At 71.8% G+C, this 16332-nt stretch carries 15 protein-coding genes; 13 read left to right on the top strand and 2 right to left on the bottom strand.

What is annotated here, in order from left to right:
* Nucleotides 1-4: 4 nt before the first annotated feature.
* Nucleotides 5-1069 (bottom strand): FCD domain-containing protein, encoded by a 1065-nt coding sequence (locus tag ACQPXB_RS18925; protein WP_432853888.1) that lies wholly within the window; start codon nucleotides 1067-1069, stop codon nucleotides 5-7.
* Nucleotides 1070-1230: 161 nt separating this feature from the next.
* Here ACQPXB_RS18925 and ACQPXB_RS18930 point away from each other — a divergent pair, with 161 nt between their 5' ends.
* From ACQPXB_RS18930 to ACQPXB_RS18955, 6 genes are read left to right on the top strand one after another with little or no spacing between them, the layout of a single operon-like run.
* Entirely contained in the window at nucleotides 1231-2499 is a 1269-nt protein-coding gene (locus ACQPXB_RS18930; protein ID WP_432853891.1) for an ABC transporter substrate-binding protein, read from the top strand.
* On the top strand, nucleotides 2496-3386 hold the full coding sequence (locus tag ACQPXB_RS18935) for a carbohydrate ABC transporter permease (RefSeq protein WP_432853894.1): 891 nt from the start codon (nucleotides 2496-2498) through the stop codon (nucleotides 3384-3386). Before ACQPXB_RS18930 ends, ACQPXB_RS18935 begins: the two co-directional genes overlap by 4 nt.
* Nucleotides 3383-4297 carry a carbohydrate ABC transporter permease gene (locus ACQPXB_RS18940; RefSeq protein ID WP_366578439.1) on the top strand — a complete coding sequence of 305 codons (915 nt, stop codon included), beginning with the start codon at nucleotides 3383-3385 and terminating at the stop codon, nucleotides 4295-4297. The genes ACQPXB_RS18935 and ACQPXB_RS18940 overlap by 4 nt, the downstream gene beginning before the upstream one ends.
* A gap of 23 nt (nucleotides 4298-4320) precedes the next feature.
* Complete coding sequence (locus tag ACQPXB_RS18945; protein ID WP_432853897.1) at nucleotides 4321-6240, top strand: hypothetical protein; 1920 nt, start codon at nucleotides 4321-4323, stop codon at nucleotides 6238-6240.
* Nucleotides 6241-6251: 11 nt separating this feature from the next.
* On the top strand, nucleotides 6252-7037 hold the full coding sequence (locus tag ACQPXB_RS18950; RefSeq protein ID WP_366578442.1) for a ribonuclease activity regulator RraA: 786 nt from the start codon (nucleotides 6252-6254) through the stop codon (nucleotides 7035-7037).
* Between the two features lie 44 nt (nucleotides 7038-7081).
* Complete coding sequence (locus ACQPXB_RS18955) at nucleotides 7082-8968, top strand: right-handed parallel beta-helix repeat-containing protein (protein ID WP_432853900.1); 1887 nt, start codon at nucleotides 7082-7084, stop codon at nucleotides 8966-8968.
* Nucleotides 8969-9007: 39 nt separating this feature from the next.
* On the opposite strand, the gene ACQPXB_RS18960 is transcribed toward ACQPXB_RS18955, so the two are convergent.
* Nucleotides 9008-9889 carry a fumarylacetoacetate hydrolase family protein gene (locus ACQPXB_RS18960; RefSeq protein WP_366578446.1) on the bottom strand — a complete coding sequence of 294 codons (882 nt, stop codon included), beginning with the start codon at nucleotides 9887-9889 and terminating at the stop codon, nucleotides 9008-9010.
* A 94-nt stretch (nucleotides 9890-9983) separates the two neighbouring features.
* On the opposite strand from ACQPXB_RS18960, the gene ACQPXB_RS18965 reads away from it, so the two are divergent.
* From ACQPXB_RS18965 to ACQPXB_RS18995, 7 genes are read left to right on the top strand one after another with little or no spacing between them, the layout of a single operon-like run.
* The gene (locus tag ACQPXB_RS18965; protein WP_432853904.1) at nucleotides 9984-10742 is read left to right on the top strand and encodes an enoyl-CoA hydratase/isomerase family protein; all 759 of its coding nucleotides are present in this window, start codon (nucleotides 9984-9986) and stop codon (nucleotides 10740-10742) included.
* Between the two features lie 2 nt (nucleotides 10743-10744).
* Nucleotides 10745-11932: a CaiB/BaiF CoA transferase family protein gene (locus ACQPXB_RS18970; protein ID WP_432853907.1), complete on the top strand. Its 1188-nt coding sequence runs from the start codon at nucleotides 10745-10747 to the stop codon at nucleotides 11930-11932.
* A complete protein-coding gene (locus tag ACQPXB_RS18975; protein WP_432853910.1) occupies nucleotides 11929-12933 on the top strand; it encodes a hypothetical protein in 1005 nt (334 codons plus the stop codon). The genes ACQPXB_RS18970 and ACQPXB_RS18975 overlap by 4 nt, the downstream gene beginning before the upstream one ends.
* Nucleotides 12930-13658 (top strand): SDR family NAD(P)-dependent oxidoreductase, encoded by a 729-nt coding sequence (locus tag ACQPXB_RS18980; protein WP_432853913.1) that lies wholly within the window; start codon nucleotides 12930-12932, stop codon nucleotides 13656-13658. Before ACQPXB_RS18975 ends, ACQPXB_RS18980 begins: the two co-directional genes overlap by 4 nt.
* Nucleotides 13655-14692, top strand: coding sequence for an aldose 1-epimerase family protein (locus ACQPXB_RS18985; RefSeq protein WP_432853916.1), 1038 nt, complete (start codon nucleotides 13655-13657; stop codon nucleotides 14690-14692). The genes ACQPXB_RS18980 and ACQPXB_RS18985 overlap by 4 nt, the downstream gene beginning before the upstream one ends.
* Nucleotides 14689-15531, top strand: coding sequence for an amidohydrolase family protein (locus ACQPXB_RS18990; RefSeq protein ID WP_432856693.1), 843 nt, complete (start codon nucleotides 14689-14691; stop codon nucleotides 15529-15531). The genes ACQPXB_RS18985 and ACQPXB_RS18990 overlap by 4 nt, the downstream gene beginning before the upstream one ends.
* Nucleotides 15528-16325 carry a methyltransferase domain-containing protein gene (locus ACQPXB_RS18995; protein ID WP_432853919.1) on the top strand — a complete coding sequence of 266 codons (798 nt, stop codon included), beginning with the start codon at nucleotides 15528-15530 and terminating at the stop codon, nucleotides 16323-16325. The genes ACQPXB_RS18990 and ACQPXB_RS18995 overlap by 4 nt, the downstream gene beginning before the upstream one ends.
* Nucleotides 16326-16332: the final 7 nt, after the last annotated feature.

Raw genomic sequence — 16332 nt, forward strand, 5'->3', positions numbered from 1 at the left:
CCGCTCAGCTCAGGCTCGCCCGGCCGCGGGCGTGGGCGCCGAACAGGCGGGCGGCCTCGGCGGGGTCGCCGGCGGCCAGTGCGGCGACGAGGTCGGCGTGGCGTTCTGCCATGGCGGACCAGTCGCCGTCGTAGAGGGGGTTGCCGACCACGTGCAGGCCCCACAGATTGGGCTCCATCGTGCGCCACAGGCGGGCCAGGAAGGAGTTGCCGCTGGCGGCGCAGACGTCGCGGTGGAAGGTGATGTCGGCTTCGCGGAAGGCGCCGATGTCGCCGGCGGTCGCGGCGGTGCGCATGCGGTCCACGGACTCCTCGAGCAGGCGCAGGGTCCGCGGCTGCACGCGCGTCGTCGCCTCGCGGGCGGCGAACTCCTCCAGCACCACGCGCACGGCGCGCACCTCGCGGGCCGGTTCGGCGGAGATCTCGGCGACGTAGTTGCCGCGGTGGGGCAGCGAGCTGACGAGGCCCTCGTGTACGAGCCGCTTGATGGCCTCGCGCGCCGGGGCCTGGCTGGTGCCGAGCTGGCGCGCGATGGCCGACTCGACGAGCCGTGCGCCGGGCCGCAGCTCGCCGTCGATGATCTGCTGGCGCAGCACCTGGTGGACCTGGTCGGACAGCAGGCCCTGGCCACCGCGGTCCGGAGTGGACAGTCGCGTCGGCGCGGGTTCCGGGCTGCGGTGCTCGCGCCAGATGCGCGACACCGTGGACTGCGAGAGGCCGACCGTGCGCGCCAGTGACCGCGTGGTCGGCACCTCGCCGCCGCGGCGGGCCTCGGCGATCGCGGACAGCACGAGCCGCTCGGCTTCCGCGCGGTCCGGGCTGCGGGGCCGGCCCGGCCGGGGTGCGTCCGCGAGCCCGTCGGGACCGCGGCGCAGGAACCGGTCACGCCACTTCGCCGCCGTCGCCTCGCTCACGCCCAGGCGCCGCGCGACCTCGGGCACGTCGAGACCGTCGGCGCAGCTCAGCACGATCCGGCTGCGCAGCCCGAGCGGGCCCGCGTCCTGGCTCGCCCACCCCAGCAGCGTCGATCTCTCCGCGTCGGTCAGCCGCACCGTGGCGTCCTCCGTCATGGGACATGAGGATACACACTTCTGACTCATCCATCGGACTTCTGGCTGATTCTGCGCGTTGACAGGCTGATTTACCGCGAAGTACAAATCACTCAGCAGTCGTTAGCTGAACCAAAACCCGCACCCCACCCATTCACGCGGTTTCTCAACGAGGAGGAGCGATGCGTCCAGCTCGTACCCGCGGGGGCATCGCCGTTCTCGGCGCCCTGCTCTCGCTCACGCTCGCCGGTTGCGGCGGCGGGTTCGCGGACTCCGGCGCCGCGGGCGGCGGCACCGGCTCGATCCGGATGCTCGTCAACGTCACCCCGAACCTCACCCAGGACTTCTGGGACCGCCTGGTCGCGCCGTTCGAGAAGGCGAATCCGGGCGTCGACGTCGTGATCGAAGCCCCGTCCGGCAAGGGTGTCTCCGACACCCTGCAGCAGCAGCTCGCCGCGGGCGACCCGCCCGACGTCGTCGAGACCCTGATGGCCGATCCCACGCTCGCGCCCCAGCTGGTGGACCTGACCGGCGAAGACTGGGTGAAGAACACCCCGCTCGCCCAGGAGGCCTCGCTCGGCGGCAAGATCTACAACGTCGGTGTCGGCGAGCAGGCGCAGTCCCTGGTGTTCTACAACAAGACCGCGTTCACCAAGGCCGGCATCACCACGCCACCGTCCACACTGGACGAGATGACGCAGGACCTCGGCAAGCTCAAGACCGCGGGCTACCTGCCGCTGCAGACCTCCGGCGACTTCGCCACCGGCCTGCAGCTGCTGCAGCTCACGGACCCGGCGCTGGCCGCGGCGAACCCCGGCTTCTACGCCGACGTGCGCGCCGGCAAGACCACCGTCGGCAAGGCGATGCTGCCGTACCTGAAGCTCTACCAGTCGTGGCTCGACCAGGGTTACGTCGACAAGAACGCGCTGGGCCTGAAGTACCCCGACGCGGAAACGGCCTTCCTGCAAGGCAAAGCGGGCATGTTCGTGATGGGCAGCTGGTTCACCGCCTCGGAGGCCAAGGCCAAGAAGGACTTCGAGGTCGGCGTCTTCGCCGCTCCCGTGTCCGGCGGCCAGCAGAGCCCCGGCGCGCAGGGTGCCACGATGGCCGCGCCGTACCTGATCATGAAGTCGACGCAGCACCGCGACCTCGCGACGAAGCTGGTGCGCTGGCTCGTCACCGACCAGCAGGCCGTGGTGGCGCAGCTCAAGCAGGACGGCAACTTCCGCACCGGCGTGCAGCGCAAGTTCACGCCGCTGGAGCAGCAGGTGCAGAAGATCCTCGACGCCGCACCGGCCAAGGTCGCCCAGGGTGAGGGCTACGGCGACTCGACCTTGCCGCGCGGGTTCAACTCCGCGTGGAACACCGAGGTCCAGGGCCTCTACATCGGACACTCCCCGGAGACGGTCGCCGACGCCGTCGACCGCTGGGTGTCGGCGCACGCGAAATGAGGCCGCCGCGAAGGCGCCGGGACGGTGGCGTCGCCACCGCGGTGATGGTGCTGCCCGCGACCGTGCTCTACACCGTGATGCTGATCGTCCCGGTGGGACTCGCGATCTACTTGAGCCTCACCGACTGGGACGGCTACAGCGCGGCCCCGGCGTTCGTCGGCGGCAGCAACTACGGCGAGGTGCTCAGCGATCCCGAGTTCCGCAGGGCCGCGTTCGTCACCCTGCTCGCGGCGGTGGTCGGCACGGTCGGCATGAACGTGCTGGGCCTCGGCTTTGGGACGCTGGTCAGCCGCACGACGCGGGTGAGCTCGATCCTGCGGACGATCCTGTTCTACCCGCACGTGCTCTCCGCGCTCGTCGTCGGGTTCCTCTGGAGTGCGATCCTCGGCACCAACGGCGCGGTCAACAGCTTCCTGACCGGGCACGGCGCGAAGCTGCTGCCGTTCCTGTCCGATCCGGACTGGGCGACGGCCACGCTCATCGCCGTGCTCGTGTGGGCCCAGTTCGGTGTCTCCACCGTGCTCTACGTCGCCGGTCTGCAGACCGTGCCGCAGAACCTCCTGGAAGCGGCACGGATCGACGGCGCGACGAAGTGGCAGACCTTCCGCCACGTGACGCTGCCGGCCATCGCGCCGGTGGTGACCGTGAACCTGGTGCTGAGTCTCATCACGCTGCTCAAGACCTACGACCTGGTCGTGTCGCTCACCTCGGGCGGCCCGGCGGGCCAGACGCAGACGCTGGCCTACCTCATCCTGTGGAACTCCTTCCACGACGGCCGCCTCGGCTTCGGCTCCGCGCAGTCGGTGGTGCTGATGATCGTCACCGCCGGGCTCGCCCTCGCCGTCACCCGGCTGCGCCGCCGCGCCGACCAGGGAGCGCACGCATGACCACCGCCACCCGAGCCGCTCCGGCGAAACCGGCCACGCCACCACCCGCGACCCCGCCGGCCCCGCGCCGGCGAACCGGCGGGAATCCGGCCCGGCTGGTCCTGCGCGGACTGCTCCTGCTCGTCGTCGCCGTCGTGATGCTGGTGCCGCTGTACCTGTTGCTGGTCAACGCGTTCAAGGACCAGCAGGACATCCTGGCCGACCCGTTCGGCCTGTCCGGCGGGCTCACGCTGGAGCACCTCGGCGCGGCGTTGCAGAACCCGCGGTTCTCGATCGTCAAGGGGTACGCGATCACCGTGCTGTTCGTGGTGCTGGTGAACGTGTTCTCCGTGCTGCTCGCCGGCCCGGCCGCGTACGTGATCGCCCGCAGCACCAAACGCCTGTTCCGCGTGCTGATGGTGTTCTTCCTGGCCGGCACGTTCATCCCCAGCCAGGTGCTGGTGATCCCGGTCGTCTACGTGCTCAAGACGCTCGGTCTCATGGGGACGATCCCGGGTTACGTGCTGTTCGAGACCACGCTGACGCTGCCGTTCTCGATCTTCCTCTACGCCGGGTTCATCCGCACCGTGCCGCGCGACCTCGACCAGGCCGCGGCGCTCGACGGGTGCGGGCGGATCCGCACGTTCTGGCGGATCATCTTCCCGCTGATGCGCCCCGCCGTGGCCACCATGGTCATCCTCAACACGTTCTCGGTGTGGAACGACTTCGTGAACCCGCAGACCATCCTCGGCCCGAGCAGCGGGCTCTACACCGTGACCACCGGGATCTACGCCGCGGTCGGGCAGTACCAGACCGACTACACCGTGGTGTTCCCGACGCTGCTGCTGGCCATCGCCCCGCTGCTCGTGTTCTTCGTGATCATGCAGCGCCACATCATCTCGGGCCTCACCGCCGGTTCGACCAAGGGCTGAACAGCCCGCTCAGAAAGGCAGTCATGACCACCACCCCCACGGTGGCGGCGACCGTTCCGCTCGGCGCGCCACCGAGCTGGGCCGTGCTCGAACGCCGCCTGTTCGACGTGCTCGACACGGCGTGGCGGACGTTCGCCGCCCGCTACTGCGAACCCGACGGCCGGCTGATCTTCCGCGGCACCGGCGAAAGCCGCGACGGCGCCGACGACTTCTACGAGGCGTTCTTCAACTGGCCCGTGCTCTACCAGCTCGGCGGCGCCGACGACCTGCTGGCCGCCGCCAAGCACCACTGGACGGGCGTCACGCGGCAGCTGACCGAGGCCGGGTACCTCGTCGACGAGTTCGAACGCGGCTACGACTGGTTCCACCAGGGCGAATCGCTGCTGCTGTTCTACGGGATCTGCGCGGCGGACCCGCAGGACGAGGCGTTCCGCGAACGCGCCTACCGCTTCGCCGACCTGTACCTGCCGGGTTCGCCGGCGGGCAACTACGACCCGGCCACGCGCACGATCCGGGCGCCGCACAACGGCGCCGGCGGCCCGCGCTTCGGCATCAGCGACGAGTGGCAGTCCTACCACGCGGACCTGAAGTCGATGCGCCCGTTCGGCTTGCCGCTGCCCGACGTGCCGGGCGTGCGCGAGTGGGCCGATCTCGCCGACCCCGCCAAGGCCCGCGCGATGGGCACCGCGATGGACGAGCGCATCGGCCGCGGCGACACGGCGGTGAACCTCGCGGCGACGGGTCTGGCCGCCAACGCGTGGCTCTACGGCCACGAGGACCGCTACCGCGACTGGGTCCTGGAGTACGTCGACGCGTGGCGCGAGCGAGCCGCGACGAACGACGGCGTGCTGCCGGACAACGTCGGCCCGCACGGCGAGGTCGGGGAGCTGCACGGCGGCCGGTGGTACGGCGGCAACTACGGCTGGGCGTGGCCCCACGGCATCTACAGCGTCGGCGCGGCCGCGGTCATCGCCGCCGTGCACACGGTGCTGGTCACGGGGGCCGCCGACCGGCTCGACCTTGCCCGCGGCCCGCTCGACACCGTCGAGGCACACGGGATCCGCGGCACGGTCGCGGGTTCCGACGCGAGCATCCGCGACCGCTGGGAGGCCGAGCTCGACGTCGACGCCGAGACCCTGCTCGTGCCCAACCGCCACAGTGACCAGGGCTGGTTCGACTTCCAGCCGCCCCAGCTCGGGCTGTCGGCGTGGCTCTGGCAGGCCGCGGGGCAGCCGGCCGACCGCGACCGGCTCGACCGCCTGCGCAAGGCGAGCGGCTACGACTGGGCCGAGGTGCGCGAGTTCCGCAACAAGGAGGAGGCCGGGCACGAAGCGCCGTGGCTGGAGTTCCTGCGCGGCGCCAACCCGGGCTACCCGGACGCGATGCTGCGGACCGCGCTCGGCCAGGTGGCGCGGCGCCTCGCGCTGATCGAGGCCGACACGGCCGACCCGGCGACGGTCCACGTGCACCACTGGCAGCGCCACAACCCGGTGCTCACCGAAGCATTGCTGCAACTGGTCACCGGTACGCCGCAGGTGCTCTACAACGGCGGCCTGCTGCCGAGCCGGCTCGCGTACTTCGACGCCGACCGGCAGCGGCCGGGCCTCCCGCCGGACATCGCGGCGCTGGTGGACCTCGCGACCGACGAGCACGTGCGCGTCGAGCTGGTCCACATCGGACTGTCGGACGAGCGCCGGGTGGTCGTGCAGGCGGGTGGGTTCGGCGAGCACCGCATCGACCGGGTCGCCTACACCGCCGCGCCGCAGGGTTACCCGGGTGACCCGCGCGCTTACACCGCACCGGATTCGCCGGCCTCGACGCGGACGGCCGACGTCGGCGGACCCCGTCTGGAGGTCGTGCTGCCGCCGGGGCACGGCATCCGGCTGGACCTGTTCCTGACCCCGCGCGCCTACCCGGCCGCGCACCACAGTTTCGACGAGTGAGGAGCCGACCAGTGGAACGCAACGGCGACACAGCGCCGGCACCGGTGTGGGAGCTCCCGGTCCGCGGCGCGGACCCGGGCCCGGCCGATCCCGCGCTGGTGCGCGGGCTCGAGGCCGTCAGCTCCGCCACCGCGTGCGCGCAGCTGCACCGGCAGGGCATCCGCCGCACGTTCGTGGAGGGGCCGCGGCCGCTCACGACCGGGCAGAAGGTGGTCGGCCGGGCCGTGACGCTGCAGTTCATGCCGCAGCGCGAGGACGTCGCTTCCGGCGTCGCGCAGGAGTACGTGGAACGCAGCACCGCACTGTGGGCCGTGCTGGAGGAGATCCAGCCCGGCGACGTCCTCGTGGTGCAGGCCTACGGCAGCGCGTTCACCGGCTGCTTCGGCGACATGCTCGTGCGCTACTTCAAACGCAAGGGCGGGGCCGGGATCGTCGTCGACGGCCGGATCCGCGACTCGCCGCGCGTCGAGCAGCTCGGGGTGCCGATCTGGTGCACCGGCACGACCCCGCACTACGCGTCGCAGGCCGAGCTTTTCCCGTGGGCCTACCACGTGCCCGTCGCGTGCGGCGGCGTGCTCGTGCTGCCCGGTGACCTGGTCGTCGCCGACGACGACGGCGCCGTGGTCGTGCCCAGGCTCAAGGCCCCGCACGTGATGGAGGCGGCCCGCGACCACGAGGAGTGGGAGCGCTTCAGCCGGTCCCGGCTGGAGGAAGGCGCCCGCCTCTCCGACTACTACCCGCTGACCCCGGACTCGCGCGCCGAGTTCGAGGCCTGGCGGGACCGCCGCCACCAGTAGATGCACCGCAGAGATCCGCAGCACACCCCCGCGAAGGAGATCGCATGTTCGGTGGAACGCGCAAGAAACTGATGAGAGTCTCGGTGGGGGTGGTGCTGCTGGCGGGGTTCGTCTCCGTCCAGTCCGCCTCCGCAGACGTCCAGGGACACGGTTCGTGCACGCCGAAGGAGCTCTACGTCTCGACGCAGGGCAACGACAAGGCGGACGGCTCGGCCAAGCACCCGTGGCTGACCGTGCAGCACGCGCGCGACGAGATCAGCAGCCACGGCTGGAACTCGGAAAAACAGATGCGCTGCGACATCCACGTCAACCTCGCCGCCGGCGACTACCCGGTGACCCGGACGATCTCGTTCGACGAGGGCGACTCCGGGGCCAACGGGCACCAGGTCGTGTACCGCAGCGCCGACGGGCCCGGCAAGGCCCGCCTGCTCGGCGGCGCGCCGATCACCGGCTGGCAGCCGTACCAGGGCAACATCTACAAGGCGCCCTTCGACAAGACGAAGCCGTTCTACACGATGTTCGAGAACGGCGAGCGCGCCACCGTGGCCCGCTACCCGAACCGGGCGACGCCGGACACGTGGGCGCCCTACCTCACCTCGGCGCTGCCGGACATCTCGAAGGAGGCCGTGCACAACTGGCTCTGGTCCAACCCCGGTGACTGGGACCCGAGCTGGGACCTCTCGCAGGCCTCGCTGACGATCTGGTCGGGCGGCAGCTGGAGCTGGTTCACCGACACCGTGCCGATCCTCGACGTCAACTTCACCAAGAACCAGCTGACGATGAAGTACAACACGCGCTACGCCCTGCACAACAGCGGCGGCGGCTCGCGGTACTTCCTGCAGAACTCGCTCGACTTCCTCGACCAGCCCGGCGAGTTCTACGTGGACTACAAGAACGGCGAGGTCTACTACTGGCCGAAGAACGGCGAGAAGCCCACCGACAGCTCGGTGATCCGCCCGACGGTGCAGACCGTGGTGAACGTGGCCGGCAGCTCACCCGAGCACCGCGCGCACGACCTCACCTTCGACGGGCTCGGCGTGCAGTACTCCGACTACGTCGACTGGTACCGCAACGGCTGGATCAACGACGGCGACTCGGGTGACATCCACCAGTACCCGCAGTACGACCGCCAGGTCGAGATGCCGCGCGACCGCTTCGGCGCGGTGCGCGTGACCAACACGTCGCACGTCACGCTGAAGAACGCACACATCTCCGAGACCGGGTTCACGGCCGTATACGCGCTCTTCGCCAACGACCACTTCTCGGTGACCGACAGCCTCATCGACCACATCGGCGCCGACGGCATCAAGGTGGAAGGCGGCTATCCCGGCGAGGGCGACATCTCCAACCACCACCTGTTCACCGACAACTACATCCACCACTTCGGCGAGCTGGTGCCCGGCGACGCGGCCGGCGTCGAGCTGATGGACACCGGCTCCAACGAGGTCAGCTACAGCGTGATCGACCACAGCGCGCGGTACGCGGTGAGCCTCGAGGCGCGGCCGGAGGTACAGCCGGGCGACGACTACGCGCAGAACAACACGTTCAAGTACCTGAACCTGCAGGAAGCCGGGCTGGACAGCGGTGACATGGGCGCCTTCTACACCTACGGCGTCGACAACGTCGAGCCCTACACCTTCGACAACTCGGTGTCCCAGGTGGTGATCGGCGACGTCCTCCCGGACGCGTCGATGCCGGACAGCGGCACCCGCGGGGTGCACATGGACGCGGGCGGCTGCGGGTTCACCTTCAGCGACATCGAGGTCGGCAAGGTCACCGACGACAAGTACCAGAGCTACCAGTGCAACACGGTGACCAACGCCAACTGGGCGGCCGGGTTCGACGCCTCGCGCATGCAGTACGACAAGATCGGCGTGACCGCGGCGTTCCCGTACCCGCGGCCGCCGGCCACGGTGTCGCCCACGAAGTGACCCCGGTGGGGGCCGGGCGATCCCGGCCCCCACGGGACTTCACCGGGCTTCGAGCAGCTTCGCCACCTCGTCCTTTCCGGACACCACGGTGCTCGTGAGAGTGCCGACCTCGCCGACGGTGATCGCGACCCGGTCGCCGGCGGCGAGAGTGAACGGCAGGTCCGGCACCAGCGCGGTGCCGGTGGCGAGGACCACGCCGTCGGGGAACACGTCGGCGCGGAAGAGGTACTCCACCAGTTCGTCGAAACCGCGGTGCAGCAACGAGGTGCTGGTGGCGCCCGACCACACGAGGGCGCCGGCGCGGTGGATCTCCAGCTCGATCGGGAGGTTCGTCGCGTCGGCCACCTCCCAGGCGGGCCGGATGCCGGGGCCGACGGCGCAGCCGCCCAGGTAGATCTTGGCCTGGGGCAGGTAGAGCGGGTTGATGCCTTCGATGCTGCGCGAGCTCATGTCGTTGACGACCGTGTACCCGACGACCTCGGCGCGGGAGTTGACGACGAGCCCGAGCTCCGGCTCCGGCACGTCGATGCCGGAGTCGGTGCGGATCGCCACGGACTCGCCGTCGCCGGTCACGCGCCAGGCGGCGGACTTGAAGAACAGCTCGGGCCGCGGGGCCTCGTACACGAGGTCGTAGACGTCGGCGGAGCGCTCGCTTTCGGTGATCCGCGCCTCGCGCGAGCGCTGGTAGGTGACGCCCGCCGCCCAGACCTCGGTCCGCCGGTCGACGGGCGGCAGGAGCCGGAGGCCGGCCACGTCGTGCGACGGGCCGTCCGCGCCGGCGCACAGGTCCTGCAGCTCGTGCAGCGGCAGGGCGAGCAGCTCGCCGATGGACGTCACCGGCAGCTCGAGGACGGTGTCCGCGGTGCGGACGCCGACGGCCGGGTGGGTTCCGCCCGGGGAAAGGAAACGAACGATGAGCACGGCTGACCTCGATCCTCGTGGGGATTCTGCGGCCCGTTCCGGGGCCGAGGGGGAACCTAGACACGGCCACGGGTCCGGCGCAAGTGTGTCCGAAGTGGACTGCACGGTCACGGGACGGGTCGCGGTGCTGACGCTGAACCGCCCGGCGAAGCGCAATGCGATCACGCCGGACATGGCGGCGGCCCTGCGCGTCCACGCCGCCGCGCTGGACGCGGACCCGGACGTGCGGGCGATCGTGCTGACGGGCGCGGGCGACAGGGCGTTCTGCGCGGGCAGCGACATCGGCGAGCTGGACCGCTACGCCACGCCGTGGGCGTTCCGCAACCGCGCCGACTACGGGGACACGATCCGCGCCCTGCGCACGCCGGTGATCGCGGCCGTCAACGGCTTCGCCTTCGGCGGTGGCCTGGAGCTGGCGTTGGCGTGTGACATCCGGCTCGCCGCCGCGAACGCGACCTTCGCCGCGCCCGAGATCAAGCTCGGCTGGATCGGCGGCAGCGGCCAGTCGGCCCTGCTCGCGCACAGCGTCGGGCCGGGCAACGCGGCGACGATGCTGCTCACGGGTGACCCGGTCTCCGCGGCCCAGGCGCTGACGTGGGGCCTCGTCAGTGAGGTGACCGACCCCGCCGAGCTGCTGCCGAACGCGGTTGCGCTCGCCGAGCGGATCGCCGCGCGGGCCCCGATCGCCGCGCAGACGGCCAAAGCCAACCTGCGCGCGGCGTACTCGATGCCGCTGGATCAGGCCATCCGCTACGAACGGGACCTCCAGACGGTATGTCTGTCCACAGCGGACGCGGCGGAGGGCCGAGCGGCCTTCGCGCAGCGCCGCGAACCGCGGTTCACAGGGGAGTGACGATGGGAGTGCTCGACGGGTACCGCGTGGTCGACGTGTCGCTCGCGATGGCCGGGCCGCTGGCCGCGATGCGGCTGGGCGACCTCGGCGCGGACGTGGTGAAGGTCGAGCCGCCGGGCGGCGAGTGGCAGCGCCACGCGCCGGCGGGCGGCGCGACCGGGCTGGCGGTCAACCCGTCGTTCCTGTCGCTCAACCGCAACAAGCGCAGCCTCGCCGTGGACCTCAAGGCGCCGGCCGGTCGCCAGGCCGCGCACGACCTGATCGCGACCGCGGACGTGGTGCTGCAGAACTACCGGCCGGGCGTGGCGCAACGGCTGGGGCTGGACTACGAGACGGTGCGCGAGATCAACCCGGGTGTCGTGTACGTGTCGATCTCGGGTTACGGCGAGACCGGGCCGTACGCGCAACGGCCGGGGCAGGACCTGTTGCTGCAGGCCATGAGCGGCGCGATGTACAGCGTGGGGCGCGCCGCCGATCCACCGCTGCCCGCGGGGACGTACGCGATCGACGCGATCACGGCCTACAGCGCGTTCGAGGGTGCGCTGGCCGCGCTGCTGCACCGCGAGCGGACCGGGGAAGGCCAGCTGGTGACGGTGAACATGCTGGACGCGGCGATCGCGGTGCAGATGCAGGAGCTGTCGGTGTTCACCGTCGGCGGCGTGCCACAGCGGCGGGGGAGCGAGGCGCACGGGCACACCTACATCCGGGCTCCGTACGGGGTCTTCGAGACCGCGGACGGGCACCTCGCGCTGGCCATGCCGCCCTTGGGCGCGCTGGCCGTGGCGCTCGACCTGCCGGAACTGTCCACGATGGACACCGACGTGGACGGGCACGCGAAGCGCGACGAGATCACCGCACTGGTGCGGGAGCGGCTGCCGGAGCGCTCGACGGACGACTGGCTCGCGCGGCTGCACGAGGCGGGGATCTGGGCCGGGCCGGTGTACTCCTATGCCGATCTGCTCCAGGATCCGCAGGTCGTCCACAACGGCTCGTTCGTGCGCTACGAGCACGCCACCGAGGGACCGGTGACCACGCCGGGCTTCCCGTACGGGTTCAGCGCGACACCGCCGTCGGTGCGCCGGGGCGCGCCGGTGACGGGTGAGCACAGCGGCGAGATCCTGCGTGAGCTGGGCTACGCGCCGGAGCGGATCGCCGCGCTGGTGCACGACAAGGTGGTCCTGGTGCCGTGAAAGGGCTGACGTGGGATCACCCGCGCGGATACGGGCCGCTGGACGAGCTGGCCCGTCGCGAAGGTGGTGTCGAGTGGGACCGCCAGCCGTTGGAGGGCTTCGAGTCCACGCCGATCGCCGAGCTGGCGGCGGAGTACGACCTGCTCGTGGTCGACCACCCGGGGCTCGGCGCTGCCCTCGACCACCTGGTGCCGATGGAGGAGCTGCTGGACGCCGCCGAGCTCGCGGCGTGGCGGGCGGGGACGATCGGGGCGAGCTACGACTCCTACGTGCTCGACGGACGGACCTGGGCGCTGCCGATCGACGCCGCCGCACAGGTGTCGGTGGCGACGTTCGCCGATCAGCCGAAGACCTGGGACGACGTGCTTTCGGTCGCTCGCGAAGGCGGCGTGGCTCCGTGCCTCGGTGGGCCGCACGCGTTGCTGATGTACTTCGCGCTGTGCGTCGCGTTCGGGATCGAGCCGTTCACCGACGCGGCAGGCCGGGCCGTGGAGGTCATGGCCGAGCTGGTGGCATGGGCCGATCCGGCCGTGTGGGCACGGAATCCGATCGGCGCGCTGGCGGCGATGACCGACGGCCCGGTGCGGTACTGCCCGCTCGTGTACGGCTACACCGGTTATCCGCTGCTGTCCTTCGAGGACGCGCCGGCCGGCCCGGCAGGGATCGGCAGCGTGCTCGGCGGTACCGGGCTCGCCGTGTCGCGCAAAGCGCCCGAGGACGAGGCGCGAGCGGTCGCGCGGCGGATGATCGCGGCCGACGTCCAGACGGAGGTGTTCCCGGCGTTCGGCGGGCAGGCGGCCGACCGTCGCGCATGGACTTCGCCCGGCTTCCACGCCGACACCGCCACGACACTCGAGCGGGCGTGGGTCCGGCCCCGGGAGCCGGGCTACATCCGGTTCCAGACCGAGGCGGCACGGATTCTGCGCGACGGACTCGCGGCGCGCGACCCCCGGGTTCACGGCCGGCTCACCGCCCGCTACCGCGAATGGAGGGACGCATGACCACCGCACTCGTCACCGGCGCCGGCGGTGCGCTCGGCCGCGCCACCGTGCTGCGGCTCGCTTCCCGGGGCGACGCCGTCGCCGCGCTCGATCGAGACGCCGACGCCCTCGCCGAGACCGCGCGCCTGGCCGGGTCGAAGGTGCTGCCCCTTGTCGTCGACCTGCGCGACGCCGACGCGCTGACGGCCGCCGTCGAACGGACCGCCGTCGAGCTCGGGCCCGTCGGGGTGCTGGTCAACAACGCGGCCGTGTACCCGAGCCGGCCGTTCGTCGAGGTGGAGCTCGCCGAGTACGACGAGGTCCACGCCGTGAACCAGCGGGCGTACTGGGTCGCCGCGCAGGCCGTGGTGCCCGGCATGGTGGCCGCGGGCGGCGGCGCGATCGTGAACATCGCGTCGATCACGATGCACGGCGGCTGGTCCGACCTCGCCGCGTACGTGGCGACGAAGGGTGCCGCGGCCGCGTTGACGAAGGCCCTCGCGCGGGAGCTGGGGCCGCACGAGATCCGCGTGAACTGCGTGTCGCCGGGGGCCTTTCCCACGGCGGCGGAGGAGATCCACGAAGACCCGGAGGCGTACCGGGCATTCGTGCTGGAGCGGCAAGCGCTCAACCGCCGGGGCCGGCCCGAGGAGCTGGCCGCGGTGGTGGCGTTCCTGACGGGCCCGGACGCGTCGTTCGTGACCGGGCAGACGATCGAGGTCAACGGTGGCTGGGTGATGACATGACCGACCTTTACGGACAGACGCACGACCGGCGCGAGCTCGCGGCGCGAGGTGGTGCGGGCGGCGTGCGGCTGGTGACGCTCGCGGACGGCGCCGAGCGCGGCGTGCGGGCGCTGGAGTTCCGCACGGGCAGCGGGCTGGCGTTCGAGGTACTCGTCGACCGGGCGATGGACCTCGGCGCGGCCGAGCACGCGGGGCGCGCGTTCGGCTGGAGCTCGCCCACCGGCGTGCGCCACCCCGGCCTGCACGAGCACGCCGACGAGGACGGCTTGTCGTGGCTGCGGTCGTTCACCGGGTTGCTGGTCACGGGCGGTCTCGACCACACGCTGTTCGGCGGCTCGGTGGATTCGGCGGGCTACCGCTACCCGCCGCGCGAGACCGTGCGGCACGGGTTGCACGGCCGGGTCGCCAACATTCCCGCTCGACTGCACGGCTACGGCTCGACGTGGGAGGGCGACCGCTGCGTGCTGTGGGCCGAGGGCGAGGTGCGGCAGGCGGCGGTGTTCGGCGAGAACCTCACGCTCACCCGGCGGATCGAGGCCGACCTGGGCGGCAACGAGATCCGGCTGGTCGACACGGTGCACAACCCGGCGTTCGAGCCGATGCCGCACATGTTCCTCTACCACATCAACCTCGGCTGGCCGCTGCTCGACGAGGGCGCGCGGTTCGTCGCGCCGGTGGCGCGCACGGTGTGGCAGTCGGACAGCGTCGCGTCGCAGGGGGTCGACCACCGGGTGCTCCCGCCGCCGATCCCGGGGTTCGTGGAGCAGGTGTACGAACACGAGCTGACGAGCGGAACCGCGGCGATCGTCAACGAGCGGCTGGGTCTCGCGGTGAGCGTGCACTGGTCCCAAGACGAGTTCCCGTGCTTCTTCGAGTGGCTCAACCTGCGGGCCGGCAACTACGCGGTAGGGCTGGAACCGTCGACGCACCACGTCGGCGGCGAGTCGTCCGCGCGGGAGGACGGCAGCATGACGTGGCTGGAGCCGGGGGAGTCACGCACCTACCGGACGGCGTTCCGCGTGGAGGAGCTCTGAACCACGTCGACGCCCACCACCACCTGTGGCACCCGGCGGTGCATCCGCAGCCGTGGCTGGACCGGCCCGCGCTCGCGCCGATCCGCCGCCCGTTCACCGTGCGCGACCTGCGCCTGGCGACGCTCGGCACTCGGGTCACGCGAACGGTGCTCGTGCAGGCCGTCGGCTCGGCGGCGGAGACGGAGCAGCTGCTGGCGCTGCCGGATCCGCTGGTCGCCGGCGTCGTCGGGTGGGCCGACCTGACGACGCCGGACCTCGACCTCGCGCGGTTCCGCGGCACGCGGCTGGTCGGCCTCCGCCACGGAGTGCAGTCCGAACCGGACCCGCGGTGGCTCTGCCGGCCGGACGTCCGCGCCGGGCTGCGGGCCGTTGCCGCCGCGGGCCTGACGTTCGACCTGCTGGTACGCCCGGATCAGTTCGCGGCGGCGCTCGAGACCGTGCGGGCGGTGCCGGAGCTGACGTTCGTGCTCGACCACCTGGGCAAGCCGCCGATCGCGTCGGGGGCGGTGGAGCCGTGGGCTTCCCACTTGCGGTCGCTGGCTCGTGAGCCGAATGTCGTGGCCAAACTTTCGGGCCTGGTCACGGAAGCCTCGTGGTCACAGTGGACGGTCGCGGACCTGCGCCCGTACGCCGACGTCGCGCTGTCCTCGTTCGGCCCGGCGCGGCTCATGTACGGCTCGGACTGGCCGGTGTGCCTGCTCGCGGGCACCTACGGCCAGGTCTTCTCGGCCGCCGACGCCCTCACCGCGCACCTGACGGCAGCCGAACGCGCTTTTGTGTTCGGCGGCACGGCGGAACGGGTCTACGGCTTGTCGGGTGCTGCACAATCACCGCCATGACCTCCCCGGACGAGGGCTACCTCCTCGACAACGCCCAGCCGGAAGCAGGCTCGCGCTTCGACGCGCTCAGCGCGCTGTTCGACGCGTCGACGTTCCGGCACTTCGACGATCTGGGCGTCGCCCCGGGGTGGCGGTGCTGGGAGGTCGGTGCGGGTGGCCCGTCGGTGGTGACGTGGCTCGCCGAGCGCGTGGGGCCCGGCGGTCACGTGCTGGCCACCGACCTCGACACGTCGTGGGCCGCCACCGCCGCGAGTGACGTCGTGGAGGTCCGCCGCCACGACGTCGCCCGCGACGCGCCGCCGCCCGGCGGCTTCGACCTCGTGCACGCCCGACTCGTCCTGGTCCACGTGCCCGACCGCGCACGCGCCCTGCGCACCCTGGTCGCCGCCCTGCGCCCCGGCGGCCGCCTGCTGGTGGAGGACGCCGACCCCACCCTGCAGCCCCTGATCTGCCTGGACGAACGCGGCCCGGACGAGGCACTGGCCAACCGCCTCCGCCGCGCCTTCCGCGAGCTCCTCGCCTCGCGCGGCGCCGACCTCGCCTACGGCCGCACCCTCCCGCGCGCCCTCCGCGAAGCCGGGCTCACCGACGTCACCGCCGACGCGTACTTCCCGATCACCTCGCCGGCCTGCACCGCCCTGGAAGCCGCGACGGTCCGCCAGATCCGCGGCGGCCTCGTCGCCGCCGGCCTGGCGACGGACGCCGACATCGACCGGCACCTGGTCAACGTCACGTCCGGCCGCCTGGACCTCGCGACCTCGCCGATGATCTCGGCTTCGGGCCGCAAGCCGTAGGCCGTCG

It is taken from the genome of Amycolatopsis sp. CA-161197 (genome assembly GCF_050942255.1).
In the GTDB taxonomy this organism is placed as follows: Bacteria; Actinomycetota; Actinomycetes; order Mycobacteriales; family Pseudonocardiaceae; genus Amycolatopsis.

Excerpts from the sequence above, each read along its gene's own strand:
- ACQPXB_RS18925 (WP_432853888.1), bottom strand. The coding sequence starts at position 1,069 with ATGACGGAGGACGCCACGGTGCGGCTGACCGACGCGGAGAGATCGACG.
- ACQPXB_RS18930 (WP_432853891.1), top strand. The coding sequence starts at position 1,231 with ATGCGTCCAGCTCGTACCCGCGGGGGCATCGCCGTTCTCGGCGCCCTG.
- ACQPXB_RS18935 (WP_432853894.1), top strand. The coding sequence starts at position 2,496 with ATGAGGCCGCCGCGAAGGCGCCGGGACGGTGGCGTCGCCACCGCGGTG.
- ACQPXB_RS18940 (WP_366578439.1), top strand. The coding sequence starts at position 3,383 with ATGACCACCGCCACCCGAGCCGCTCCGGCGAAACCGGCCACGCCACCA.
- ACQPXB_RS18945 (WP_432853897.1), top strand. The coding sequence starts at position 4,321 with ATGACCACCACCCCCACGGTGGCGGCGACCGTTCCGCTCGGCGCGCCA.
- ACQPXB_RS18955 (WP_432853900.1), top strand. The coding sequence starts at position 7,082 with ATGTTCGGTGGAACGCGCAAGAAACTGATGAGAGTCTCGGTGGGGGTG.
- ACQPXB_RS18970 (WP_432853907.1), top strand. The coding sequence starts at position 10,745 with ATGGGAGTGCTCGACGGGTACCGCGTGGTCGACGTGTCGCTCGCGATG.
- ACQPXB_RS18980 (WP_432853913.1), top strand. The coding sequence starts at position 12,930 with ATGACCACCGCACTCGTCACCGGCGCCGGCGGTGCGCTCGGCCGCGCC.
- ACQPXB_RS18985 (WP_432853916.1), top strand. The coding sequence starts at position 13,655 with ATGACCGACCTTTACGGACAGACGCACGACCGGCGCGAGCTCGCGGCG.
- ACQPXB_RS18995 (WP_432853919.1), top strand. The coding sequence starts at position 15,528 with ATGACCTCCCCGGACGAGGGCTACCTCCTCGACAACGCCCAGCCGGAA.